Source organism: Dictyobacter formicarum (genome assembly GCF_016587435.1).
The window spans coordinates 95,176-121,771 of record NZ_BNJJ01000003.1 but is presented as its reverse complement, the minus strand read 5'-3'; the positions used below and the strand labels follow the sequence as shown (position 1 = coordinate 121,771).

General features: G+C 49.4%; 23 protein-coding genes. 12 read left to right on the top strand and 11 right to left on the bottom strand.

The features are described from left to right. Positions 1 to 190 precede the first annotated feature (190 nt). Positions 191 to 742, top strand: a complete 552-nt coding sequence (locus JMI88_RS05635; RefSeq protein ID WP_201360780.1) for a GNAT family N-acetyltransferase — start codon at positions 191 to 193, stop codon at positions 740 to 742. Positions 743 to 1,033: 291 nt separating this feature from the next. On the opposite strand, the gene JMI88_RS05630 is transcribed toward JMI88_RS05635, so the two are convergent. From JMI88_RS05630 to JMI88_RS05615, 4 genes are all read right to left on the bottom strand, one after another. After that, positions 1,034 to 2,077 carry an aldo/keto reductase gene (locus JMI88_RS05630; RefSeq protein WP_201360778.1) on the bottom strand — a complete coding sequence of 348 codons (1,044 nt, stop codon included), beginning with the start codon at positions 2,075 to 2,077 and terminating at the stop codon, positions 1,034 to 1,036. 313 nt (positions 2,078 to 2,390) lie between these two features. Further along, positions 2,391 to 5,099, bottom strand: coding sequence for a peptidase domain-containing ABC transporter (locus tag JMI88_RS05625; protein WP_201360777.1), 2,709 nt, complete (start codon positions 5,097 to 5,099; stop codon positions 2,391 to 2,393). A 7-nt stretch (positions 5,100 to 5,106) separates the two neighbouring features. Then, positions 5,107 to 5,685 carry a hypothetical protein gene (locus JMI88_RS05620; RefSeq protein WP_201360776.1) on the bottom strand — a complete coding sequence of 193 codons (579 nt, stop codon included), beginning with the start codon at positions 5,683 to 5,685 and terminating at the stop codon, positions 5,107 to 5,109. Between the two features lie 121 nt (positions 5,686 to 5,806). Next, positions 5,807 to 6,079, bottom strand: coding sequence for a hypothetical protein (locus tag JMI88_RS05615; protein WP_201360775.1), 273 nt, complete (start codon positions 6,077 to 6,079; stop codon positions 5,807 to 5,809). 727 nt (positions 6,080 to 6,806) lie between these two features. Between JMI88_RS05615 and JMI88_RS05610 the strand changes: the two genes are divergently transcribed. The 4 genes from JMI88_RS05610 to JMI88_RS05595 all read left to right on the top strand — a co-directional run bounded on the left by JMI88_RS05610 (position 6,807) and on the right by JMI88_RS05595 (position 10,295). Further along, a complete protein-coding gene (locus tag JMI88_RS05610; RefSeq protein ID WP_201360774.1) occupies positions 6,807 to 7,358 on the top strand; it encodes an RNA polymerase sigma factor in 552 nt (183 codons plus the stop codon). Beyond that, the gene (locus tag JMI88_RS05605; RefSeq protein ID WP_201360773.1) at positions 7,351 to 8,856 is read left to right on the top strand and encodes a hypothetical protein; all 1,506 of its coding nucleotides are present in this window, start codon (positions 7,351 to 7,353) and stop codon (positions 8,854 to 8,856) included. The genes JMI88_RS05610 and JMI88_RS05605 overlap by 8 nt, the downstream gene beginning before the upstream one ends. 132 nt (positions 8,857 to 8,988) lie before the next feature. Continuing rightward, on the top strand, positions 8,989 to 9,888 hold the full coding sequence (locus tag JMI88_RS40025) for a hypothetical protein (RefSeq protein WP_201360772.1): 900 nt from the start codon (positions 8,989 to 8,991) through the stop codon (positions 9,886 to 9,888). Between the two features lie 179 nt (positions 9,889 to 10,067). Further along, positions 10,068 to 10,295, top strand: a complete 228-nt coding sequence (locus JMI88_RS05595; protein ID WP_308438799.1) for a nitric oxide synthase oxygenase — start codon at positions 10,068 to 10,070, stop codon at positions 10,293 to 10,295. Positions 10,296 to 10,604: 309 nt separating this feature from the next. Here the strand turns inward: JMI88_RS05595 and JMI88_RS05590 are convergent, their stop codons facing one another. Together JMI88_RS05590 and JMI88_RS05585 are read right to left on the bottom strand one after the other, a co-directional pair. Next, complete coding sequence (locus tag JMI88_RS05590) at positions 10,605 to 11,225, bottom strand: LysE family transporter (protein ID WP_201360770.1); 621 nt, start codon at positions 11,223 to 11,225, stop codon at positions 10,605 to 10,607. A 31-nt stretch (positions 11,226 to 11,256) separates the two neighbouring features. Continuing rightward, complete coding sequence (locus JMI88_RS05585) at positions 11,257 to 12,141, bottom strand: TIGR03560 family F420-dependent LLM class oxidoreductase (protein WP_201360769.1); 885 nt, start codon at positions 12,139 to 12,141, stop codon at positions 11,257 to 11,259. Positions 12,142 to 12,265: 124 nt separating this feature from the next. On the opposite strand from JMI88_RS05585, the gene JMI88_RS05580 reads away from it, so the two are divergent. From JMI88_RS05580 to gltX, 5 genes are all read left to right on the top strand, one after another. Then, entirely contained in the window at positions 12,266 to 12,766 is a 501-nt protein-coding gene (locus tag JMI88_RS05580; RefSeq protein ID WP_201360768.1) for an Lrp/AsnC family transcriptional regulator, read from the top strand. Between the two features lie 813 nt (positions 12,767 to 13,579). Further along, positions 13,580 to 15,262, top strand: a complete 1,683-nt coding sequence (locus JMI88_RS05575) for a penicillin-binding transpeptidase domain-containing protein (RefSeq protein ID WP_201360767.1) — start codon at positions 13,580 to 13,582, stop codon at positions 15,260 to 15,262. Between the two features lie 299 nt (positions 15,263 to 15,561). Further along, a complete protein-coding gene (locus JMI88_RS05570; protein ID WP_201360766.1) occupies positions 15,562 to 16,224 on the top strand; it encodes a dienelactone hydrolase family protein in 663 nt (220 codons plus the stop codon). 147 nt (positions 16,225 to 16,371) lie between these two features. Beyond that, on the top strand, positions 16,372 to 17,007 hold the full coding sequence (locus JMI88_RS05565) for a P-loop NTPase family protein (protein ID WP_201360765.1): 636 nt from the start codon (positions 16,372 to 16,374) through the stop codon (positions 17,005 to 17,007). Between the two features lie 122 nt (positions 17,008 to 17,129). Then, positions 17,130 to 18,650, top strand: coding sequence for a glutamate--tRNA ligase (gene gltX / locus JMI88_RS05560; RefSeq protein WP_201360764.1), 1,521 nt, complete (start codon positions 17,130 to 17,132; stop codon positions 18,648 to 18,650). 91 nt (positions 18,651 to 18,741) lie between these two features. On the opposite strand, the gene JMI88_RS05555 is transcribed toward gltX, so the two are convergent. Then, positions 18,742 to 19,614 carry an MBL fold metallo-hydrolase gene (locus JMI88_RS05555; RefSeq protein WP_201360763.1) on the bottom strand — a complete coding sequence of 291 codons (873 nt, stop codon included), beginning with the start codon at positions 19,612 to 19,614 and terminating at the stop codon, positions 18,742 to 18,744. 4 nt (positions 19,615 to 19,618) lie between these two features. Then, positions 19,619 to 20,182: a TetR/AcrR family transcriptional regulator gene (locus JMI88_RS05550; RefSeq protein ID WP_201360762.1), complete on the bottom strand. Its 564-nt coding sequence runs from the start codon at positions 20,180 to 20,182 to the stop codon at positions 19,619 to 19,621. Between the two features lie 314 nt (positions 20,183 to 20,496). Here JMI88_RS05550 and murI point away from each other — a divergent pair, with 314 nt between their 5' ends. Next, positions 20,497 to 21,300, top strand: coding sequence for a glutamate racemase (gene murI / locus JMI88_RS05545; RefSeq protein ID WP_201360761.1), 804 nt, complete (start codon positions 20,497 to 20,499; stop codon positions 21,298 to 21,300). Positions 21,301 to 21,853: 553 nt separating this feature from the next. Further along, on the top strand, positions 21,854 to 22,735 hold the full coding sequence (locus JMI88_RS05540) for a TlyA family RNA methyltransferase (protein WP_201360760.1): 882 nt from the start codon (positions 21,854 to 21,856) through the stop codon (positions 22,733 to 22,735). A 117-nt stretch (positions 22,736 to 22,852) separates the two neighbouring features. Here JMI88_RS05540 and JMI88_RS05535 read toward each other — a convergent pair whose 3' ends face one another. The 3 genes from JMI88_RS05535 to JMI88_RS05525 all read right to left on the bottom strand — a co-directional run bounded on the left by JMI88_RS05535 (position 22,853) and on the right by JMI88_RS05525 (position 26,235). Then, a complete protein-coding gene (locus JMI88_RS05535; protein ID WP_201360759.1) occupies positions 22,853 to 23,962 on the bottom strand; it encodes a glycosyltransferase family 4 protein in 1,110 nt (369 codons plus the stop codon). 257 nt (positions 23,963 to 24,219) lie between these two features. Continuing rightward, entirely contained in the window at positions 24,220 to 25,050 is an 831-nt protein-coding gene (locus JMI88_RS05530; protein ID WP_201360758.1) for a GNAT family N-acetyltransferase, read from the bottom strand. Between the two features lie 81 nt (positions 25,051 to 25,131). Beyond that, entirely contained in the window at positions 25,132 to 26,235 is a 1,104-nt protein-coding gene (locus JMI88_RS05525; RefSeq protein WP_236022828.1) for a winged helix DNA-binding domain-containing protein, read from the bottom strand. Positions 26,236 to 26,596: the final 361 nt, after the last annotated feature.

The window sequence follows — 26,596 nt, the reverse complement described above, 5'->3', positions numbered from 1 at the left end:
TTCTGTCATATTTCCTTGCCATAGCATATGAATCTGACTGAGCCAGCTGGAGAAACACTGTATGGTAAAATAAAAAGCTACTCATACGCTGAACGAGTATGTAAATCGAAATGAACAGATAACGGCAGGCGACCCCTGCTTGCCTCTGTTTGCTTAAGTGCCATCGAGGCACTTCCGAAAGGAGATCGGAATGACCGCCAGCAGTAATCCACCGCGCGACCTATCTAACCAGAACGCAGTTCGTATCAAGCCATGGGGTGAGGGTGATCTGACCCTCTTGAAGCAATTACTGGGTGACCCAGAGATGACTACTCATCTTGGTGGCCCTGAGAGTGATGAGCAGCTCGCCAGACGCCAGATCCGCTACGAGCAACTCGCAGCATCTGGCAAAGGCCGGATGTTCAAGATTATCCATGAGGCTACCGGTGAGGCGGTCGGGTCGGTTGGCTACTGGGATAGTATCTGGCGCGAAGAGCCGATCTATGAAATGGGGTGGGCGGTGCTTCCCGCCTTTCAGGGACGTGGCATCGCGAGCGTAGCAACCGCTCAGGCCATCGCCAGTGCCAGGGCGGACGGCAAGCACCGGTTTCTGCACGCCTTTCCATCTATTGATAATCCACCATCGAACGCGGTCTGCAGGAAACTAGGATTCACGCTGGTTGAGGAATGTGAGTTCGAGTATCCAAAGGGCAACTTCATGCAGTGCAATGACTGGCGCCTTGACCTTTTCGAGCGTCGCTAGACTATCATCGGAATAACCAGACTGCCACGCATCTCGCGGTGCGCTCAATGAAGCGCATCGCGTCTTCTCATGCTCTCAATTTGGGTGGGGCTGGTTTTGGAGTGAAAAGCCCATTCGCAAAAATACGCTAAAATATCGCTGGTATTGACGCTCAGGTGCAGTGCCGCCGGCCTCATGGAGCAAGAAAGGTGGGTGGAATGTTTAGAAGAAATCTATGCGCTGGCAGAAATTACCAGCGCACAGAAAGAAAACTAGCAGGTAGCTATTGAGCGTTTGGCCTGCTCATCTGGCTTATCGCTCCTTGTAGTAAGGGACGGCTAGAGGGTTGCGTTCAGCAAAGGGGCGTTGATGCCAGTATGGGTAGATGGTTGGAATTTCGCTGGCCTTATCGAGCTTATCGACCTGCTCGGCAGTAAGATTCCAGTCGACCGCGCCGAGATTGTGTTTGAGTTGCTCTGCGTTGCGAGCACCAACGATAACGCTGGCGACCGTGGGACGCTGCAACAACCAGTTCAAAGCGATCTGCGCTACCGACTTGCCCGTCTCCTCGGCTATGGCGTCGAGTGCATCCACGATCTCATATAACTTCTCGTCAGAGATACGAGATCCCTCTGAGCCTATCTGCTGCACGCGACTGCCCGCAGGGGCTGGCTGGTTGCGGCGTATTTTTCCGGAGAGTACTCCTGAGGCCAGAGGGCTCCAGACGATCGTGCCGACCTTTTGATCGAGAGCGAGTGGCATAAGTTCCCATTCGTATTCGCGCCCGGCCAGAGAGTAGAAGGCCTGGTGGGCCGCATAGCGCGTCCAGCCGTAGTGCTGTGCGGTGGCAAGTGATTTCATCAGGTGCCATCCCGAGAAATTAGAGCAGGCGATATAGCGTACTTTGCCGCTCTGCACCAGGGTATCAAGCGTGCGTAGCGTCTCCTCAACAGGAGTAAGCGCATCGAAGCCATGCATCGTATAGATATCGATATGATCCGTATTCAGGCGGCGCAGGCTGTCTTCACAGGACTGGATCAGGTGATAGCGTGAAGAACCCAGTGCGTTGGGTCCTTCGCCGGTGCGGAAAGTTGCCTTTGTTGAAATAAGCAACTGGTCGCGCCGTCCCGCGATAGCCTTGCCTAGAATCTCTTCTGCCAGGCCTCCAGAGTAAGAATCCGCTGTATCGAATAGATTAACGCCCGCCTCCAGGCAGATATCGACCAGGTGACGTGCCTCGTCCACATCGGTCTTGCCCCAGGCACTAAAAAAAGCGTTTCCCCCACCAAAGGTTGCTGTCCCAAAGCTAAGTGTAGAAACTTTCAGGCCAGAACCGCCAAGTTGCCTATATTCCATCGATTGGCTCCTCTCTTCTACTGACTACAACGACATGTTTGAGCTTGAGAATGGACACATCCACGAACGTCGTTCCTTCTGGAAAGCCAAAAGCGTCAAACAGCCCATAGTGATTTCTCAATGGAGCAGATTGCACTTCCTGGTGAAAAATGATACTGGATGTGGAGGATGGATATCTTCCTGAACCCTTATAGTACAATAAAATGTAGACCAATTGCTCGTCTGACAGTGATACAGATAATGCGTCACTGTCAGACGAGGCTGGAGAGGACGAACAAAATGTCCGTAAATGAGCAGACATCAGAAATGGAGATCAGGCAACCCCAATCTCGCCATTCTCCATCTGTATCGCAATCAATTGAGCATAGAAGCCACCGCGTTGGACCAACCGCTTATGCGTGCCCTGCTCCACGATACGTCCTTGATCAAGTACAAGAATGAGATCCGCGTTGCGAATAGTGCTGAGCCGATGGGCAATGATGATTTGCGTACAAGAGAGATGATTGAGACTCTGCTCAACAGCCCGTTCGGTCGTCACATCCAGCGCGCTGGTAGCCTCGTCGAGCAAGATCAGTGCGGGTTTATTCGCCAGAGCACGGGCCAGGGACAGGCGCTGGCGTTGTCCTCCCGAAAAGACGCTTCCTCCCTCTGACAGCAAGGTTTCGTATCCCATCGGCATCTTTTCGATATCCTCATGAATAGCTGCAGCTTTGGCGGCCCTCATAATCTGTTTTATATTCAGATCTGGATTATTGAATGCGATATTTTCACGCACTGATCCACTGAAAATGAAGGATTCCTGCAGGACGACTCCAAACTGTTTCCGCACCTCCTGATAATTGAGCTTCTGAAGAGGAATGCCGTCATACAGGATCTCTCCCTGTGTAGGAGTATTCAAGCCGATAAGCAATTTGCCCAGTGTGCTTTTGCCCGAGCCTGTTTTGCCAACCAGAGCGACCTTCTGTCCAGGATGAATACGTATTGTAATATCCTTTAAAATCGGTGGAGAATTTTGGTCATACTGAAAACTCACATTCCTGAGCTCGAGATTTCCCTTCAGCTTAGGTGGTAGCTGAACCTGTTGTAGATCCTGCTCCGACTCACTACCAAGCACATCCGCCAGGCGATCAAAGTGTGCATGAGCTATCTGTAGCTTTTGTCCACTAGCGGCCAGCGAGCTAAGCGGCATCAGGAAAGAGACCGCCAGCGTACTGAGTGCCAGCATGGAGCCCATAGACATGGCGCCATTGATGACCTGCATTGCTCCTATCCAGAGAAGGAACAGAGGTGATAAGAATTGCAGGATTTCAAAGGCAATGCCAATGATAGCCTGGAGATAGTTGCGCTGGTTCGAGATATTCATTTCATCAAAAAAGAGATTTGTCCAGCGAGCCAGTGCCCGTTGTTCAGCGCCGGCCGCTTTCACAGTGGCAATGCCTGACAGTACCTCATTCAGGTAGCCCTGCGTTTTTCCCTGTGCAATCAGATCGCGCATAGTCAGTCGACGAATTGGCCCGGCAGTAGATAACAGCAATGCTACCTGAATGGCGCCAATGACTACCGTAACGCCAGCGAAAAGCTTCGATTGTATAATTAAGACGATAAGGTAGATGATTACAGAAGATCCGTCGAGCAATGTAGAGATTAACTGGCTCGTTAGCAGATCGCGGATGGCCGCATTGCTTTCTGTACGCGCCAGCAGATCACCATTCAAGCGCATTTGAAAGAAGCGATAAGATAAGCTGAGCAAATGCTCAAGGAAATTGAGCATCATTTTAGCATCAATACGTGTTTGCAAATAAATAAGTAAAGAGACGCGCATTAACTTCAGCACACCTTGCATCATGATGAGAAAAAGCATGCTTATCCCGAGCATGATTAAGAGATTTGTTGCTTTGGTTGGAATAATGTAGTCTATTATCATCTGCGTTAGCAGTGGCGTTCCTAGCCCGAAAATTTGCAGCAAAATAGAGATACCAATAATCTGGGTAACGATCCCGTGCATATTTGGTAGTGAGCGCATATATGTCCAGAGAGAAAGTGTGCGTGGTGAAGTTTGCCGCTCAAAGTTTGCTCCCGGTTCAAGCATCATTATGATGCCAGTAAAGCCTTCTTCAAACTCTGACAGAGATAACCTTCTGCGCCCGGCGGCTGGATCAATGATATCGATATATCTGCGAGTGCAGCGCTCAATTACCACAAAGTGATTAAATTCCCAGTGAGCGATAGCTGGCAATGTGATGAAACGAAAATCGTTCGTTTTTAACGAAACGGTGCGCGTGCGCAACCCATATTGGCGGGCAGCCTGAACGATAGTGAGAGCGGAGAGTCCATCACGACCCACGCCACAGCTTTCTTGGACATCAGAAACTCCGACTGAACAACCATGATAATTCAAGATCATTGCCAGGCAGCATGCACCACATTCCACTGCACTCATCTGCCTCATCTCATGGACGCGGCGCCAACGTTTTTTGCGGCGAGGAGAGGAGGGAGCCGATTTGGATTGCTGTTGAGATTTCTGTTTTTCTTGTTTCGGTTCTTGTTCCTGGACTAACTGCAGCGCAGGGGCGGCCTGATCCGCTACTACTTTTGTTTCTGCTACTTCCTGCGCGATTTGCGGTTCTTTGTTTATTTGGGACCCGGCGACAGAGGTCTGTGGAACTGCCTGATCATTGTCCGCAACTAGTGGACGGCTGGGCAGTGAAAGCAGTTGTGGTCCGGAAGATTGCGTTGTATTTGTTTGCTGGTTTTGAGCGGGCAGTGTGGGACTGGTGGGATTTGATACGGGATGCGCCTCGTTTTCCGGCGTAAGACTGGGCAATGAAAGCAACTGCGGTCCGGAAGATTGCGTTTGCTGGTTTTGAGCGGGCAATGTGGGACTGGTGGGATTTGATACGGGATGCGTTTCGTTTTGCTGCCCAAAACTAGGCAGCAAAAGCCGGGGAGGCACCTGAAGTTTTTGTTGATCTTTTGGTATTATGCCTTTCTGCAAAAACTGCGACTTCTTTTTCTGTTCCATAATGCGTCTATACCTTTAATTTTTCGAGTAGTTGATTGACGCCAGGGAGTAAGGAGAATACGCTCTGTGATCCCGTCTGAATCTGAGCATTGCATAGGCTGCCTGCATATAGTCGTGCTGAAGCTGTGGATCCGATAGAAATAGTGACAATGGTAGATGGTCCAATGACTACCTGTGCCAGTCCTCCTTGTAGCTTGAAACGACTGCGGGCTTCATCTGGACTGATAATATTTGTATCCACATGTTCGACAACGCCAGTTACATTGATTGGAGGCGAGCCAATACTTATGACTGCGGGTTGCCCGGTATGTAAATGTGTCCTCTGATTTGGTGCGATGAAGAGTTTTGCTACTGTTGCTGTTTCGTTTTGTTCGCTTATCTTCTGCTCTATAACCACTCCCTGACCCTGAATTACGACCGGCACCTGGATAGAAAGGGCAAATCCTCCCGCGCCCACAAGTGCCAGCAAGAAAATCCAGAAGAAGATCAAGGCAGGCGGATAGGATACGCGTAACAATACTCCCTGCTCATGTTTCTGCTGATATCGCTCGATAGCACTCTTTCGGAATATCGGTCGTTCTGACATGGATATAACATTTCCTCATAAACAGACGAGGCAAAGTCTAACACATACCGCTGCCCTGTGTTATATCTTTGCCTCGTCAACATTGGTATTCCTGAGCCTAGAACAGGAAGACTGGTATCAGTTATGGAAGCAGGGTGCTGATTGAATTGCCGTTTGCATCAACATCAACTGTAGGATTGACCGCTACATTGTTGCTGCCAAGACCAACAGATCCAACAACTCCAGTAACTGTGTGTGTTACAGGGGTAGCAACGGAGTTAACGGTGCCAAGCAGGCCTTTTACGCTGACATTGTCAAGCAGGCAACCACCAGCAACCTGGTCCAGCTGCTCGTCTGTGATTTCTTCCATAATCTGCTCTGTGACTTCTTCGTTTTTCTTGCCAAATTTGAACATGGTATACTCCATTCCATACAACGTTTGCCTATACCAGTACCAACCATCCGGGTTTGCTGGCAGCAGTGAATGCTGGCAAACAATATTTCGTTTCGGGCTTACACTACCGATGCGACAAAATATCCACCCTTGCCGGCAAAATCCATTTATGCCGTTAGATATTCGCACCAGTAACAATAAGCATTTCCAAGAAATAAGTGCTTTTCTTGAAATTGTTGAGATTGTAGAATAAATGCCTTGCCGTTATCCTTGGAGCGTCACTATTTTCCAAAGCATTTTCTGCAGTCTCACTCTGTTATCGTAAAAAAGAAAAAAATGTTGCGCGGGATTTATTCGATCACACAAAAATACATCCAGGTAACAAGCTTATTATAGCCATTTGTGGTCTATATTTCTGATCAAATAATCTAGTAATTTTAAGTGCCATGAAACAGCCTGGTAGGCCAATCGACGCCGTATTGATCCTCTAAAAATTTACCTGGTGTAGTAGAAATGACTTTTAGGTTAGCGTTTTGGCTGATAATATATTTCCTGTAAGAAATCATCTGATTGAGAAATAAATCAGGAATAGCCTTTTTGGCTGATAATATATTTCCTGCTAAGAAATCACCTGGTTGAGAAATAAATCAGGAATAGCCCTTTCGGTTGGCTTTATGGCTAGCCGCGCAACATTACCATATCACTCCCGATAACTATGTGAGATTCCAAATTATCCTTGAGGAGCATCATGTATCAACGACAACGGCAGGCCTTTGACCGTTCACTGGTTGAAAAGCTTTATGATAGACATTCTCGTGATATTTTAAGATACATTCGTAGATATATATACACAAATGAGGATGCCGATGATTTGCTGGTTGAGGTTTTTCTCGCCGCTATTGAGAGTCAGACGCTGCCCACATTGAAAATAGATGAACAATTTGCCTGGCTGCAGCGTGTGGCACGCAACAAAGTGGTTGACTACCAGCGAAGAGTTACCAAATATCCAGCAGTAACTCTGGACGAAATGCTTGATAGCCCATTCGATGCAGATCTGATTACTCCGGAGAAAGCACTAGTGGAGAGAGAAGAAGCGGAACTATTGCGCGCCCATCTGTCTGTACTACCAGAACTGCAGCAGCAGGTGTTGCAGCTTCGTTTTGGAGATGGCTTGCGCACAAAGGAGATTGCATCGAGACTGGACAAGAGCGATGGGGCTATTCGTTCCTTGCTTTTACGTTCGCTCAATCTTTTACGGGACCTTTATATCACGCACAACAAGGAGCGGATTAATGGATAGGGATGACGAAAATCAAACAATAGAGAATGTAAATGAGAGGGACGAAAAGCTTACAATAGAGAACGTAGATGAGCAGGTAGAGCACTATCTTTCGCTGTTGCCTGCTCCTGTGAATGCGATGCCGTTGCTGAGTGCTATCAGTGATCTGCAAAGTATCTATACTGAGGATCGCAGACTGGAACAGGCCTGGAAGCGTATCAACAACTACGTATCGGTTCTTAATGCTGGCAACAACGTTTCTACGGAGGAGTTGTCTACGATCCAGCTCGCTCGGGAAGAAAAAAAGATCATACCAGTTGCTGGATTGTTTTCTCGTTCGGGTCCATATAGAACCGGTAAACGCTCACTGCGGCCTTCCCGTTGGAACTGGCGCATAGTGGCGACTGGTCTTGTTGCAGCCATTCTGTTGCTCACTATCTTCGCCTGGCCATTTGTATCTTATGCTCTGCACGGCACACTGCTTGCTGGTCTACCATCAAGCACACCGCAAAGCCAATCCACGGTGAATGTCTCCAGTATGAAGGAGTATAGCGGCCAGTACTTTAAGATTCAGTATCCATCCGACTGGGTTGTGACGCAGGTCGCGACTGGTGACGGCTACCTGCAAACGGTTCATCTGCGCCCATCGACCACGAGTGCTGTTTTTGTCAATATTAATGTGTTGACCAATAGTACCATTTCAGCTGATCAATTGTTGCGGATGGACTCTGATGTGAAACTGGGAACCAGACTCAAAACGAGTGCGATCACTTACCATGGCATTCCCTGGAAAGTTGGCATCGTTGAACGTACGGGTTCCACCAACACCCAGGCAGGCAAGCTTAAGGTTGCCTATTCTAATCAGGGGACTCCTTACAGGATTGAGTTTGGTGCAACGGCGGACAAGTTTGGCGCCTATACATCTGTTTTCGATGCTATGTTTGCCTCATTCTATGCGCAAACCACGCCGGTAGTCAGATCAACGGCTACAACGACGAGTACGACAACAGTTACAACGACGGGTACGCCTGAAGCAGTGGCCACGCCATCCGCCCCTGCCGCACCATCACCAACAACCGGCACACTCGGTCTGAAAGTATATAGCGGCCAGTACTTTAAGATTCAGTATCCATCCAACTGGGTTGTGACAAAAGTCACGACTGGTGGCGGTTACCAACAAACGGTCCAACTGCGCCCATCGACCACGAGTGCTGTTTCTGTTAATATTGATGTTTTGCTCGATAGCCCATTGCCAGCTGACCAATTACTGCAGATGGACTCTGATATAAAGCTGGGGACTCTGCTTAGCACAAATTCAGCCACCTATCACGGCGTCTCCTGGAATATAGGTATTGCTAATATTCTGGATCCGGTATTGAATCAGCCGCGTAAAGTAGAGGTTGCCTATTCTAATCAGAACACTCCTTACAAAATCGAGTTTAGTGCGCCTCCAGATATATTTAATGCGAATATACAATCTTTTAATACTATTCTGACGTCATTTAACCCGACAAATTAGTGAGGGATTACGAAAAATCAATTGGTTATGAGCTAGCAGAGGGTGACAACGCGTTGTGCAGAGTGAGTTGTGTAGGAGCAAATTCTGCATACGCGTTTATCCAGCGATGCTTTTGAATGAGAGAGGTGCATTTTGGAGAAGAATAATATACACGTTCAGGATGAGCTAGATGGAACTGGGCAGTCGCATGTCAAACAGTATTATCACAAGACATCAATGCGCCTGATCTCTCTGCGCATTAGTATTGTTACACTTTTGCTCGTGGCTTGCGTAAGTTTTTATATCGGAGCTCCGAGGCAGCATGCCTATGCAAAGAGCATGTGTGGCGTGATTTTTCCCTGCCCAACACCTACGCCTACATCACCCCCACCACCCAGGCCCACACCGATTCCCACATCAGCGCCGAATCCGATTCCCACATCAACACCGGTTCTGCAGCCGTCTCCCACTGCGGGGTCAGGGCCAGTTTTAGCACCAACGGCCAGCGCATCACCTACAGCGATCGCGACCGCTACCCCGACCAGGGTAGCGAAAAAAACACCTGTTCCCAACCCGACACGTATACCTGTAACCCACAATCAGCAAACAGACGGCCATATACCGGATCAATCGGCGGGAAGTGGATTTTCACAGATGCTGATGATTATCGCCCTTGTTTTCTTCGGCCTGCTCTTTGTTCTCGCCGTCGGCCTGCTGATTTTCCGCCGTATGCTCTTGCCCCCGATCAAGGTTAAGACGCCATCGAGTGGTGCTTCTTCCTGGACGCGTACTCTCGCGCCCGACTCCTTCACTGGATTAGAAGGGATCAACGGTATACAGGAAGCACAACCCACCGGGTCTGCCTTTCCCCCTCTTGCAACTATGGATAATGATGCTGCTACTCTCGCAAATATAGTACCATCGTCTCAACATTTTCCACCGGATACTGCAGGTGTAACCTCCGCCAACGCAGAAACAGCCTTGGATCTGCGGGCCAATCATGATACTACCAGTCCCTGGTATGATATAGCTGATGAGCCGTTCACCACGTAGAAATGGATATCCGCTAATCGGTCTTTGTTGCCTTACCTGCATATGTCTCGAAATGTACAAATTAAGCAGAAGAGAGATTGCATAGAAGGAGTGGAATGCTTGTGTGATAGTAGTGAAAAGGTGAAAAAAAGTACGTGTAGCGCTATGAATTTTCAACGTCAATTCAAGCTTAATGAGAAATTTGGATTGCCTTATCGGCAAAAGACAGTCACAGTATCACCAGCTATAGTATCAAAAGAACTGCTCATTATGCAGATTGGGGATGGATTGTACCGCCCATGTCAGGCTCAACGACACCGGTTTTTCATACCCCTTATGAAAATCGCCAGATCATGCCTAATTTCTTTTATCAAACTGCCCCCTGGCTGGAAAAACGCTTTTGGTCTGGCCCTCTTATGGAGGAATAGCATATGCACGGTTTAATCTTCGTAACATGGGAGAGATACCTGGTCAATCGCTTTGGTAATTCATTTCTCACTTCCTATCGTGTAAAAATTGGCGTGCTCCCACCTTCGATGTCTAAGCGTCCCCCTCGCTTCTATAGTCTGGTGAATCCCAGAATTCCGATATGAAAGCGATGAGAAGACGTGGATAACTGCGTCTTCCCTTCTTCTTTTATCGTCGATAAATAGCTGCCGTTCTTTATATATAAAGATATATATCCGAAATATATATTTCGAAGAAAGGACCAGATAAAGAGCTGGTTTGTAAGATGGCTAGCTTTTGAGCAATAGCAATAGCAGTTTGAGGGCGAAAAAGCCGAGTGCGAGACCACACAGAAGGTTGATGAAGCGGAAGAACAGGGGCGTCACAAAACGCCGTCCCCAGGCGATCAGGCCTGCCATAAAGAAACACCAGAGCAATGCGCTGCAGAGAAAACCCGCCAGGAATATCACGAGGTTTTGTGGGTTGGGCGAAGTTTTACTACTTGTTGTCATAACAGTACTTCCGATGCCAAGCCAGAATGCAATCGGCAGCGGATTCGCCAGGGAGAGGGCTGCTCCCAAAGCGAAATCACTACGGGCACTTGATGCTTTTGCCTCTGCTACTTTTCCACGATAGGCATCTCTGAGCGCCTGCCACGTTAACAGCAGTAGTAACAGGATGCCGATAGCGCCTAAGATCAGACGGACGAGGGTATTTTGTACCAGTATGGCGGCGCCAATGAATGCGATGATTGCCCACAGTGTGACGCCAATCAAGGCACCAAGTTGTAGAAACAGAGCGGAGAAAAAGCCTCGATCCAGGCCGCGCCGTAAAAGCTGGGCCGTGATGGCACCAGGCGCGGCAAAAAAAGCGAGGCCAATCCCGAACGCGGATAAAAAAAGTAGCATCATAGAAACCTCCGTGATAGCTGGCAAAAATGCTTTATGCCTGATTGCCAGCCTTATCGTATTCAGCGCGTAGAGGCTCGGCGACTTCTTTTGCCAGGCGGTGCAGAATCCCCTGTGGGTCGGGAACGGGCACGTGATAGATGATGTGCGTTGCTCCTGCGTCGATGAACGTGCGCGTCTCCTCGTATGCTGCGTGCAGATCAGAGGGATCAACAGAGATATGCCTGGAACGTTCGATGGTAGCTGGATCACGTCCAATGGTCGCACAGGCGTCGTCCAGGACTGAGCTCTTATGGCGATATTCCTCTGGGGTATTGACGCTGCAATCCCAGATATCTGCATGGCGGGCAACCACGCGTAGCGTCTGTTCGCCTTCGGCTCCGATAACAAAAGGCGGATGTGGCCTCTGAATGGGCCTGGGTTCACAATATGCCTCATGCAACTGATAGTAGCGGCCTGTAAAATTTACAACGGGTTGTGTCCACAACTGCCGGGTTAACTCGCATGCCTCATCCAAACGGCGAACACGCTCACCGGGAGGAGGTAGTGTGATGCCGTAGGCACGGTGTTCTTGTTCCGACCAACCGGTCCCGATGCCAAAATTCAGCCGACCATGGGCAATGATATCGATGGTCGCCGCCATCTTTGCCAGTATCGCAGGATGGCGATAGGTATTGTCCGTGACCATGACCCCAACGCGCAAACGTTGAGTGTGGGCGGCCAGCGCTGCCAGTAAGGTCCAGCTTTCCAGACAAGGATCGGTGGGATGGTCTCCGAGGGACATCAGATGGTCATTGAGCCAGGCATGTTCAAAAATGGGGAGCACATCAGCTGCCTGCCAGACTTGCAGCAATGCTTCATGCGTTGCATGTGTTGGCGCCGTTTTAATGCCAAAGTGTAGTGATTTGTGTTGCATCATAAGTACTTAACACTCCTTCTAGTATCTGTAATGCTGCTAGTATATGGTGTTTATGTGTTAAGATACAGACAAAAAGTAACGTATATACAGCTAACGACATAAGATATAGAGGAAGAATCATAGTATGGCCTTAGAAACTGAAAAGCTACTTGATGAAACTGGCTGGCGCCTGCTTCAAGAGTTGCAGCAAAATGCACGCCTCTCCTATACAGAATTGGGACAGCGGATCGGACTTTCGCTGCCGTCTGTCGCTGAACGGGTGCGTAAGATGGAGGAAGCGGGTATTATTACTGGCTATCATGCCGAGGTTAACCTAAGCAAACTGGGGATGCCGGTTCAGGCTGTTATCCAACTGCAGGGCATTGGGGGACAGAGTTGCCGTAACGCCGTTTCACAGGTGTGCGAGCTGCCGGAGGTGCTGGAATGTTCGCGCGTGACGGGCAGTGATTCGATCATCGTCAGAGTTGTGGCTACCTCGCTTGATCACCTGGCTAAAGTCATTGACCAGCTCTCCCTCACAGGCATACCCGCCACGTCGATTATTCGCGCCAAACCGATGAAGCGTCATGTGATCCCGCCCGAAATTCTTGAGCGCGGTGCAAGCGAGGATGACTTTACAGCGTAGCGCCTGACGTGTCGTGCCGATGCGACAACTGTTTTTAAGGTTGATGCGATGGCAGGCGAAACGCATTTCCAAGGCTGAGGGCGCAGATGATCAGAGTCAGGAGTGCGATACCCATGGCCATAAGCGAGAAGTTTAAATGCGTGCCCGCGATCTGTCCTTTGCACTACAATCTGTCGGTCAGGACATTGAAAACCTTGTCGCTGCTGTTGTCGAATCATCTTCACAGCTATTATTATGGTGAGCTTGATGTTGTGCGTGAGCTTTGTACGAACAATGCAGGTGCAGAAGAGATCATCTTATTCTGAGTAATAGCACATAGTATATTCGTTATTGATGATATGCCAGCCCTGGATGACTAACAATGGTTGTTTGTAATATTGGCTAATATTAATTGTATAGATCCCTTAAACTTGAAAACGCTGCAATATATATTCTTGCATAGATATATACAGTCAAGAATGCTCTATTACTATAAACATTTATGGACGTAAAATAACAAATAATTCTATGATATTCTAAAAAATAAGAGTTGTGAGTAGCGAATAAACATGCTTATCCTGGCCATCCGTGAAATAAAGAGGTTTCCCCTGATCCTCAAGAGTATCTTTTTGTGTATCGTTCTTTTTCTCCATACCTCACAGCAATTTGTTACTATACAATTGCATTTTAGTGTTTGTGATGAAAATATAATCGTTTAAATATAGAGGGAAGGTACCTATGGTTTATTTGGGGAGGACAAATATATATTTTTGAGAAGCGATGTGAAGAAAGTGATACGATACTGATAAGTCTTGATAAGGGAAGGATGTATTTATGAGCATAAATGCAAGCATCCGTAAACTAACAATTATATTTATGGTTATGTTTATTGCTGTCAGCGGATTTCTTGTATATTGGCAGGTAGTGAAAGCGGACCAGGTGACGGCATCGCCACATAATCCGCGCCTCTGCCAGCCAGAGAATGTACCTCGGCGCGGGAATATCTATGATCGCAATGGAGTAGTGCTGGCGTATTCGGTTCCCGATGCAAAGGCATGCGGTGGATTTATTCGCCGCTATACCGATCCTTCATTAGCTGGACTGATTGGTTATTATGTGCCGGGAGGCCTTTATCCACCAACTGGCCTGGAGGCCCAATTCAACGATACCTTGAGTGGGGGAACAGGACAAACGGCTATCAATAATCTTGTGAACAAAACCTTGCATACGTCCCAGGGTGGTAACAATATCTACCTGACTATTGATGAGCGCATTCAGAAGATTGTGGCGCAGGATTATAGTGACTACACGCCTGATCCAACGGGAACTGCTTACGTCAATCATACGTATCCAACGTATCCAACGTATCGAGGATCAGCCATAGTGACCGATCCTCATACTGGCGAAATTCTAGCTATGCTCAGTTCTCCCACTTATGATCCAAATAAAATGGTTGAAACCTTGACACATTCGCAGGACCCGACTTCATATTACAGTCAGCTGATCAAAGCTCCAGATAATCCTTTGCTCTATCGTCCGACACAGGGACTTTACTCGCCGGGCTCAACTTTTAAGACGGTGACCATGCTGGCGGGGCTTGATTCGGGAGCAACAACGCTGGATCAAGAGTGGGATATGCAGAATGCGTATAAGCCCTGGCACGTTCCGGCGACGGCCAACAGTCCAGCTACGACGGTTGTTGGTGATAATCTAGGCTACGGACAATATGTTTTCCATTTTCCTGTTAATACCGAGTTTGGGTTCGCCAACTCGGACAATATTATGTTTGCCCATATAGGGGTGAACGCTGGGGAACAGAAATGGCTGGATTATACCAGACGTATGTATTTTGATCAGACTATTCCGGCTGATTTTCCGATTGCCAAAAGCCACGTTTTGCAGGCTGATGGAAACCTCAATTTCGCCAATTTTGTCAACGATGTATACGGGCAGGGCGTAGATTTTGTGACGCCACTGCAGATGTCGCTGGTGGATAATACAGTGGCTAACAATGGTACGTTGATGCGCCCGATGCTTATCTCCAAAATTACGGATCAGCAGAAGAATGTAGTGCAGGATTCTGCACCAGAGCAACTCAGCAACGTTGCCAGTCCCGATGCGGCCTATAATACGCGCATGGGTATGAACGCAGTCACGACCTGTGGTAGCGCCTGGCATATCACCGAGGACAATCGTCCACCGACTACCATTATTGGCAAAACAGGTACCGCCGAGGTTGGGGGCGGTCGAAGCCCACATGGTTGGATGATTACGCAGGGTCCCTTCGATATCAACAATGCGCAACAGGTGCCGGCACTTACTATCGTAGCTATGCGCGAGAACGGTGGTGAAGGTGCTTATAGTATTGGACCCGCCATCTGGCACATGTACAGTGACATCTTTAACCAGAACCTGGTCAAAACACAACTGCCCGCCTGGAATAATCCAAATACGTTCTGCCCGGCCCATAATTTATGGCAGTCATACTCTGGTCCTCAAGTGCATGGCAATCAATAGATACCAGCACTGATTGACTGCTCCTGGTCGAGCGCGTGTAATAGTGCCTGACGATTGCCAGCATGGTGAAGATTATAACGGCCCTGCTGGCGATCGAACAGGGAAATCTCCATCAACAGGTTTTAGTCAGGCTGGAGATCGCTTTTCTCAACCAAATTGCTGCATGCATACTGTGATTACTGTGAGATATATGCAGGGATGTTTGTGACCTATCTGTGATTCTACGTCGTTAGCATAAAATTTTAATCAGAGAGATTGCTCACAGAGGAAAGACGAAGGATGAGAAAAAAGGAGAGAGCATGATGGAAAAAACTCAGCTTGAGAAGGTGGTACAGATACCCGCTGACGCGGCCCTGCTGGCAGGATCGCTTGTGCTTCCCGAACATGCCGTGGGCCTGGTGGCGTTTGCTCATGGCAGTGGGAGTAGTCGTTTTAGTCCGAGAAACACCTTTGTTGCCCGGCAATTGAATCAAGCAGGCATTGGCACCCTCCTGATGGACCTGCTCACTGAGGATGAAGATAGGCGTTATGAAACGCGTTTTGATATTAATTTATTGACCGAACGCCTGCTTCAGGTCACACACTGGATGCAAAATCAACCGGACACAAAGGACCTGGCGATCGGTTACTTTGGAGCAAGCACGGGTGCCGCCGCAGCCCTTAAAGCCGCCGCATCACGGACCTCTTTGATCCGCGCTGTCGTCTCTCGTGGTGGCCGTCCCGACCTGGCAGAAGAAGCACTGGAGCACGTTCAATCTCCTACCTTGTTGATTGTAGGTGGGAATGATCAAGTTGTCCTGCAACTGAATCGTGCCGCTTTTGCACAACTTCCTGGTGAGAAAGAGCTCGTCATTGTTCCCGGCGCAACGCACCTGTTTGAAGAGCCCGGTGCTCTGGAGGAAGTCGCCCGATTAGCAACCATCTGGTTCAAACGATACCTGTATAGCATGTCAGAACCGTAGCTTCATCCCATCACTTGATGAGGAATCCTCTTCTATGCTCCATCATCCTTTTCATGCAGCACATGATCAGGTATTATAGTGTTGTACCTCAATTTAGTGAAGTATAACACTTGATTATGTTTTAGCGCATGTAAGAAAGTTGAATTGATGGTAAAGGTTCATATTATTGGAGGGCCTGGCAGCGGGAAAACAACTTTAGGACAGATGATCGCAGCTCAATTACATATTCGGCATCAAGATCTGGATTGGATCGATCTGGCTCCCGGCCATGGTGAGGGTGAGGAGGCATATATCAATTATGCTTTTGAACTAGCCGAGCAGCCTGACTGGGTCACTGAAAATATCGGCTTGATGTGGACGGATCCGTTTCTCTATCGAGCCGATTATATCGTGTTGATGGAGATCTCCTGGCCCGTGGCTGCCTGGCGCATCATTCGTCGCCATATCTCAAAAAGCCTCCGTGACATCAATCCATATCCCACCAGACTGCTTTACAGCTTCCTGAAAGGTACACGCCAATATTATCTCAATCAGGTGACCGCTGATACAGCGGCTACCATGTGTGCGTACTTGGAAGAACACGGAAACCATGTCGAGCCACCTGACACCAATATCTTGCTCAACCGTCTGGCCACATATAGGATGGATGGTCCTCCTGGAGCGCCACCTACGGCAGAGTTTACGCGCCGGTACCTGGCAAAATACAAAGAGAAAGTCTTTGTGGTCAGAAACAATGCCGATAGAGAGCATTTGCTCGAGCTTCTCGCGAAAGATAGCAAGTAGTAGACTGACTTTTTGCCTCTATGGAGCTCAGTAGTAATAAATCTCTTCTATTTCTATCCATGCTTCCTTAACTATGTTAAAATAGTTACACATTTGGCATTATCGCGTAGAAGAGGTGTTTTATGACGCAAACAGATCATAGAATTGAAAGGCCGCATCCGTTAGCCGCTGGCAAGAAGCCACGCCTGCGCTTTGCTCCCAGTCCGACTGGATTGATGCATATCGGGGGATATCGCACGGCCCTTTTCGATTGGCTCTATGCTCGCCAGACCGGCGGTTCATTTATTCTGAGGATTGAAGATACCGACACGTTGCGTACCGTTGAGGGAGCCGTCGAATTTCTTATAGAAGGTATGCAGTGGCTGGGTATGGATATCGATGAAGGCCCCGACGTGGGCGGCGACTATGGTCCATATTATCAGACTCTTCGTCAGGCACTCTATCAGCAGTATGCCGCACAGCTTATTGCATCTGGCTATGCCTATCGCTGCTATTGTACGCCCGAGCGGCTGGATAGCATGCGCAAAGAGCAGCAGGCTCAGAAATTGCCGCCGCGCTATGATCGTCGTTGTCGTTATCTCACTGATGAAGAGCGCGCCGCGAACGAAGCGGCTGGTCTCAAATCAACCGTGCGCTTCGCTATGCCTTTAGAGGGGGAAACAGTAGTACGAGACGAGCTACGTGGTGATATCACGTTTAGAAATGCCGATATCGACGACGCCATTCTGCTCAAATCGAACGGGCTTCCCACCTATCACCTGGCACATGTCATCGACGATCACCTGATGGAGATCACCCATTTGATTCGTGCAGAGGAATGGATCTCCAGTGCCCCGCTGCACAGCCAGATCTGGAAAGCACTAGGCTGGGAAATGCCGTTGATCTATCACGCGCCCGATGTGCTGGGCAAGGACAAACGCAAGCTGAGCAAGCGACACGGTGCCTTTTCCTGGAAGGAGTTGCGCCAGCAGGGCTTCCTACCCGAAGCGGTTTTTAATTTTCTTGCCTTGATCGGCTGGTCTTTTGACGATAAAACCGAATTCTTCACACGTGAAGAACTAATTCAATCCTTCTCGCTGGAGCGTATCAGCGTGTCGGGGGCAATCTACGATGCTGAGAAACTGGCCTGGATGAACGGCGTCTATATTCGCAAACTTTCGCTTGAAGAGCTGACACGGCGTACCCTGCCCTATATGGAGCGTCCCGAGGCCGAGGGCGGTCTGCCAGATGCCATCCAGCGTCCGCTCGATCCTGCGTACACGCAGCGTGTGCTGAGCCTGGAGCACGAGCGACTGCGCACGCTGGGCGAGGCTGCGCATGCTGTCTCATTTTTCTATACCGAGGATTGGGAGTCTGAAACGCCACTGATCCAAAAAGGGATGGATGTGGAAGGCACAAGAAACGCCCTGCTCCGCTCGCGCGACCTGCTGGCAGGTGTGGACTCCTGGGAACATACTCATTTAGAGGAGCATCTGCGAGCTCTGATGACAGAACTGGCCCTCAAGCCCGCTCAGTTTCTCGGCACCTTACGCGTTGCAGTCAGTGGGCGCAAAGCCACGCCACCACTGTTCCAGATGATCGAAGCGCTGGGCCGCGAAAGCACGCTGTCCCGGATCGACCGCGCCCTGAACAGTCTGGCATAATCTGTACTTCCTCACATGCTTGCCGGATACGACACCCGAGCGTGTCGTATCCGGCAAGCAGAAATTCTTCCATTGTCTGGTTATGTTGTGGTTATATGTTGATGGAGACCGGTTGGCCGAGCGGGAGAAAGCGCAATCGCTGCTCGAGTCCAGTGGCCTTAAATGTTTGTTCGATCTCGGCGTGGCCCTCGGTGAGGTGCGTCCAGCCCTCGTAGTGAATAGGGATGACGGTGGCCTCACCCAGCATCTGCGCAAACTGCGCTCCTTCCGCTGCGCTGAACGTCAGATTGGCCGCCCCAAACCTTTGCGTGCGGGCCGCCCCGAAGTGGAGCAGGGCCACGCCGAGCTGATAGTGTTGAGCCATCTCTACCAGTCCCTCGAATAAGACGGTGTCCCCTGAAATATAGAGGGAGCCGTGGCGTTGTCCCTCCCATTCCAGTAGCCAGCCATTGACGTGGCCGGTGGCTTCCTTTATTTCTGCGGGACCGTGAGATGCTGGTGTGGCCGTCACGCGAACTTCCAGACCATCCCCAGTTTTTAAGGCGACTGTTTCCCAGGTAGCGACCCCGTGAGCGTTGCCGCCCAGGTGCTGCGCGGATGCCGGGGTTGTCAGGGTTTGTTTCCCCTGCGAGAGATAGGCCCGCCCGGCTGGATCAAGATTATCGCCGTGCTGGTGATGGCTCAGCAGAATGGCATCTACCTGTCCAAGGTCCGAAGTCGAGACAGCCGGGGATGTGGTTTTGCCCACTATTTGCTCTCCAGCTCTATACTGGTAGCCTGCGGGCTCCAACGTTGGGTCCGTTAGAAGGCGCAACTGGCCAATCTCGATGAGGACGGTAGGGCCGCCAATGTGAGTGAGACGTAGTTGATCAAAGGATAACTGGTTATCCATGCTTTGCCTTTGCATTTCTGTTAAAGTAGCCTTGCCAAGAAAGCGCATGTCGAATGTTTGCTCTGTAGACATGTTGTTATCTCCGTTCAATGGTATCAAGTAGCGTCAGGGCGCCATCTATCGCCTGATCCATCTGCTGTGGATCTTGTAACGCGCGCGCTAAGACATAGCCTCCTTGCACGACCGCGACGAGCATGGTTGCTATGTTGGTGGTATCGATACTCTCGCTGAGTGAGCCTTCATTCTGGGCTTGCTTCAGCGCCGCCGCAATCTCCTGTTGGGTATAAAGAAAGTAGGATGAGATAGGATGGCGCAGCCCTTCCTGGCTAAGTACCTCTTCCTGGGCCATTCTTCCCAATCGACAGCCGCGCAATGCCTCTCTTGGCTGTTTCAAGTAATCTCGCACGCGCTCAAGTGATGGCTTATCGCTATGCAGCGCCGCATTGAACGTCTCTCGCATCTCATCCGCAACCTCATTGAGGGCCGTCGTCGCTAGCTCGGCCTTACCGGCAAAATGATGATAGAAGCTGCCCTGTCCCGCCCCGCTGCGTTCCTGCACTGCCCGTGGACTCATTGCCTCATAGCCACGTTCCCAGAGCAACTCTTTCGCTGCCGTAATCAAATTCTCCCGTGTGGACATCGCATCTCCTTTTTTGGTAGCTCCCTATGTACACTAATTTTGTACCTACTAGTAGGTACAAAATTAGTGTACATACCAGTAGGTACAATTGTCAAGGAAGAAATATATTACGTGAATGTTCGAACAATTTTTGCACCAATCTTCGAACGTTTACATGAATGCTTAAACACTGGCGATTTTCGCCTACCTGATAGCTCATGGTAAGGGTGAGAGAGTTTTTGCATGAAAATTGGGCTAATATACTCATCAGATAAAGTATGTGAATGATATGATAGGGCAATGATAAGCTTTTCCATAGAGAGGACATTGGATTTATGGACAGATCTGCGCCAATTGGCGTTTTCGATTCAGGAATGGGTGGGTTAACAGTACTGCAAGCCATCCGTAAGGCCCTCCCCCAGGAGCATTTGCTCTACATAGCTGACTCAGCCCATGCTCCCTACGGCGATAAGTCTCTGGAGTATATCCAGCAGCGTGCGCTAATGCTTACACGTTTTTTGCTTGAGTATGGCCCAAAGGCATTGGTGATTGCATCCAATACAACGACGGCAGCAGCGGCAGATCTCCTTCGCTCAACCTTTCCTGTGCCGATTGTCGCGGTGGAGCCAGCTTTGAAATTGGCGGTCTCCTCCACTAAAACAGGTGTTGTCGGGGTACTTGTGACCGTTGCTACCTCCCAAAGCGCACGCTTTGCTACACTGCTTGAACGCTTTAGGCAAGATATTGAAGTGATCATACAGCCTGCTCCGGGGCTTGTCGAGCAAATTGAGGCCGGCGAACTCACCAGTTCGACAACGCGTGCTCTTGTCGAGTACTATGTCACACCACTTCTCTCTGCTGAAGCAGATACCATTGTTCTCGGCTCGACCCATTATCCCCATCTCCGTCCACTTATTACAGATATAGTCGGGCCAGAAGTCATGCTGATAGATACGGGAGAGGCAGTTGCACATCAACTACGTCGGGTACTTGAAGCTGGAGAATTGTTGAATGAAGATCCAGAACCTGGCGGCGAGCAATTTTGGACCAGCAGCAATACTCAACGTGCACAGCAAGTTATTTCTTTGTTATGGGGCACTTCTGTTGACGTGCAGCAACTGCCGAGCACATTCATCTGAGGAAATAGTCCCCTGACATGAATATTCGAACAGAAGGTATCGCCTGAGCTCATTTTTGTTCGAACATTCGTGCAATGTACCACCTATCGGGTGATTGTATTTACCTGATGTGATATTTGCAGCTTGACGTGACTGATGAATATACAGTATCCTGAAAAGATGGTGAAGCATTAATCCATTTTTATCGCTCTAGATAGGATAAGAACGATGATTTCTCGAAGTGTTTTCCGAAAAGGCATGTTACTTTTAGCTGCTTGTAGGCAAGTCAGTAGATGGAACAGAATTGCTTATTACTGACGAACCCGGAGCGCTAGCTCTGGCAGAGGGCACAGGCGATGACCATTCCTGATGCTCCTTGATGTTGTGTTGGCCTCAATGTAATATTCCCATTTCTTCACAACTTATGTTTCCTGGCTGATCCACGCCTCTTGCGAATGGATCTTTTTATGTTGCCTGAAACTCCCATACATCCGTGCCCCTCCCTTTCCTTTTTCTTTGCTTTTGGAGAAATCCTACATTTTTCATGCAGAAAAGAAAAAGAAAAGGAAAAAGAATGTCTTCATTTTCAGATCATCAAGTGAATGATCATAAAACAAAGCACATGAGGGGTGCATCTCTCAAACGTCGGCTTCCTCTTGCAACCTTGCTCGTAGAGCGAGGGGTCTTTACACACATTGATGAAGCCCGTCGATGGGTGATGGCTGGAAAGGTCCTGGTGAACGATCAGCTTCTGGACAAACCAGGGATGCTTGTTCCTCGGGAAGCACATCTTCGTGTGCGTGGAAGATCACGCTATGCAAGTCGAGCTGGATACAAATTAGAGGCAGCCCTGGATGCATTTGCTATCGAAGTGGCTGGGCAAGTAGCTCTTGACTGTGGCGCTTCCACTGGGGGATTTACCGACTGTCTTTTGCAACAGGGAGTAACGCTAGTCTATGCGGTTGATGTTGGCTATGGTCAACTCCTTGGTCGCTTACGCGTCGATCCTCGGGTGCGAAATCTTGAGCGAACCAATTTGAGCGATTTGACATTGGATACGTTAAGTCCTGCGCCAACGTTGATCACACTGGATCTTTCTTATCTCTCGCTTACCAAAGCATTGCCTGTTGCAACAACATTGCTTGCTCCAGAGGGGGAGATCCTGGTGCTCGTGAAGCCGCTCTTTGAAGTCGAGAGCCATGATGTAAGGCGGACCGGGCACATTGATGATGTAACGTTGCTGGTTGAAGCACTTCAACAGGTATTGGAAGCAGGAAGGACCTGTGGGCTGAGCCTACAAGGTATCGTCAAGCTGGCGCTCAAGCCGCGTCATGGTGTCCACGAATTTTTTGCTTCATTTGCTCGCCGTCCAGGTGCGCTCAACTGGCAGTATGATGAGCACACATTGCTTGCCATTATCCAGGGACCAGGTGTTGGTGAGGCTCAAGCAGAATAACCGCATTTTTTCAATTGCTGGAGGCTAGAGCTTTGCTCTAGCTCTCCAGTAGATTGTGTTGCTATCGAAATGTTGGGTGCGTCTTTGGAAAAGTTATTCAAACTTTACACCTGTTGTTTAGCCATTTGGAACCAAAAATGAAGGAGGGGGAGTGAAGTTATGGATGGCCTTTTGGTAAATGTCGTTATATTTACGAGCCATGGCCGTACATGAAAAATGTTCCTGGACATAGGCTCTGGCTTTTTCGCGCTTGATTTCATCTATGCGGCCGATCGCCTGGACCATTTCCTTGAGGTCCTCGACCAGAAAGCCGGTTTTACCATCTTTGACAATTTCTGGGGCCGCTCCGCGCGCAAATGAGATGACCGGGCAGCCCAGGGCCAGCGCTTCGATCATTACCATACCGAATGGTTCCTCCCATGTAATCGGATTGAGAAAGCCACGGGCATGACCCATCAGCGTCAGTTTTTCTTCGTACCCGGCTGGTCCATGGTTGCGTATGAGTTGCCCATCGATCTGGGGCTCAATAATCTCTTTGTAATATTGTTCCTGATTCTGGCTGATTGTGCCCGCCAACACCAATGGTACGCCGGCTTGCTGCGCTGCTTGAATAGCCAGGTGGGGCCCTTTTTCAGGCACAAAACGGCCTAGCCATAAAAAGTAGTCTTCTGGTGGATCAGATGGCACGCAGTATTGTTCCAATGAAATACCGTGATGGACTACTCCAATAAAATGAAGCGGAAGGCCCTGGTGCTGTCGCGCCTGTTCACTGATGGCGACGATTGGAACATGCTCAGCCCAACGAATAATATCGTTCTGGCTCAACTCTGGTGGAACTTCCTCTGGCTGGAACGGTAGATTACTATGTAGAGTGGTAACATGCGGAATACGAGCGTGCGCAAGGAGTGGAAATAAATACATATCTCCTCCCGATGATAGATGCGTGTGTATGATATCGAAGTCGTTATCATTAATATAAGCCAGAGCTTGCTGCAGATATTCACGTTCTTTCTGCGTATCGTGCCAGGAAAATCCCTCTTCCAGCAGACTATGGCTGGTCAACGAGACAAGATTGGCTGCCGTCTGACTGCCAGAAGCTGCAATCAAGGTGACCTCATGCCCCTGGGCAACCTGTTCTTCAACCAATATGTGGAGGACTGTTTCTGTTCCGCCATATGCTTTGGGCGGAACCTCTATCCATGGGGGAGCTAACTGGGCAATTTTCATATATACATGTCTCCTCGCGTTTTTTTGTGCCCCTTTTCTTAAAACAATGTTTTAACAGGAGGTGTCATATTGTACTTACCTGTAACACGGTTAACCATTTTCTATAGTTGCTATGAGAGAAGTTATGGTTAATTTTGGGGTCCGAAGTAGATTGTAATATGAGTATAACGCTGATAAGTATTTTTCATCCTATATAAGAGGTAGCAGGCAGGTGGCATATTCTAAACTATATGCCACCTTGACAATTAAATTATTGGCTAGAGATGGAGAAGCATGTCGTACTGGCTGAAGAATTCGTTGAAGCCAAGGCTTTTGTAGTGGGCGAGCAGGGGGCTCTCCTCGGGCTCGTTATAGAGTTGGATTTTAGCGCAGCTGGCGGCTAGCACGCGGAGCAGCTTACCGAACTCAGTAGCGGTCAACTGGCTGCGGAGCAGCACAGCCTGGATGCGCAATGTGTCGTTGCCGCGCTGCACAACGAAGGCGTTGATCTGGCCATCAGGACCAGCGATAGTGAGCGCTTCAACGTTGCTAGTTAGCAGACTGGCCAGCTCCAGACTCCAACTGGGCCACTTCGTGTAAAAGGGGGTCCAGGACAGCAGGGTTTCTATCTCCAGGCGTTCGATTGTGCTGGAAGGCCCGACAGGCAGATCCGAGGTCGCGATTTCCAGGCCGAGCAAGCGGCGTTGCGTAACAAAGCCGACACGTTCATAGAGCTTAATGGCAGCGATATTCTGGGTCAGCACCTCGAGCTGGAGCAGCGTTAGTCCACTATTTTTTGCCACGCGTACCATCTCGGTTGCCAGGGCCTTGCTCGCTCCGCTCCCACGAAACTCTGGCACGATGCCGAAGCCACCACACCAGCCGCGTGTGCCACGCGTGCCCATGCGAGCCATGCCAACGAATGTGCCCTGCGTATCATGCATCACAACACAACGATTCGCATCGATCTGATTGGTCCGCCAGAAATCAGCGACCTGTGCCGCAGTCATGGTAATGGGCATAAAATAGCCACTGAAGCTGCTATTGTGGAGCTCTGCGAGCTGTTCAAAGGTGTAGCCCAGGGCATTAGAAAAGCGATACTCGTGCATATAGATGTGTTCACTTTCTTTAAGTTGTTAGCCTGTAAAGATGCCAGGGTTATTATAACTCACGCATAGAGAGGGTTCTAATTATGAGAGCTCTTCTGTGCTTGCTCTCACTATTGCTGAAGACAAGGGTAATCCCACAAAGTTGCTGTACCATCTGGCGGCTTCGAGTACGGCCTCTTCTGAAGCCGCATGTTGCGTGAAGTTTTGGAGCAGTATCTCAATCGAGCGTTTTCCCATTTTGCGCTTCCACGTGCCGACAACGCTTCCTGTAACGACAAGCGTCGGTAGAAAAATGCCATTATTGCCTGGAACAATTTTATCAGCATGTTCGGCGGCCAGCACGGCACTGCGATCTTTATAGCCAAGTAAATATTCATCAAAGCCCGGCAGTAAGTAAATACTGGTTGCAGGCAGTGACTGATAATCTGGAATATGATTGGCCATCCAGTACTGCTGGCCATTGATTTTTTCCGCTATCAGCTCTGATCTGACGGCCTCCAGACCGCTTTTAGCATCGGTAACGGTTAATCCAGCCCACCTGGTGAAGTCCTGCACGCTGGCTGGTCCGTGGCTAGTGAAATAACGCCTGGCCAGCTCGGCCAATGCTTCCTCGCGGGATAATTCGCGCGGCTGCGGCACCCACTCGTCTAGCAGGACAAACGTTTGCTGCTTACCCTCAAGTGGACCCAGGCAAATCAGACCGGTTTGAGCCATGTGGAACAGGAGATGGTAGCCGCGCTGCCCCTCGGTGCGAATACCTGCATTTTCTAACAACTTCATCAGGTCAGGACGAGATAAGCGCTGTCCACCTTTAAGCGCGTCGTGAAAAAGTAATCTGGTGTGCTCAAGAATGGCATCATCCAGTTCGAGCTGCTCTCGTCTGTGCTTGCTAGAGGCGAGCATGCGTGCAACCGAGAGCTTCAGCATCCATTTGGCATCTTCTGCTGGTACAAAGTGCAGTGTACCACGCATAGGCCAGGTGCGCAGGATCTTCCTATCGACGATAGCCTGCTCAATCTCTGCCACCGTCGCGGCTTGCATGCGCAGGCCAATAGCCCACAAGGCCTGTAAATAATCCTGTGCCTGCATAGAGCCCATCCACCGCACCACCTCTTCAGGTGCCTTGAATTTCTCTCCCATAATACGTTGGCTCAATAGTCGCTGATGGGCGATATCCAGTTCCATCGTTTGTTTCTCCCATTATTTTATACAGCCATTCTTCAGCCCATGTTTTTGTTGTAGATGGATGAGCGCATCCGCGCCCGAGCTGTTTTTTATGGTGTTGTGCCAGCCATGCGCTTAAAGCGCATGGCTGGCACAACACCATAAAACCTTTTTGAGCGCCGAAGGCGCGAACCGCCAGGGGCCGAAGGCGCGAACCGTATGGTTTTCAGACGCATTCTCAATACGTAAGAGTATAGCAAAGTGCAAGAATCGTGCCAAGAGAAAACGAGGGGCAGGAGGAAAAGAAGAAAGAGAGGAGTTGCTAAAAAGCCGATAAGCGTGGAAATATTCCTACGCTTATCGGCTTTGATAGTATCAACCT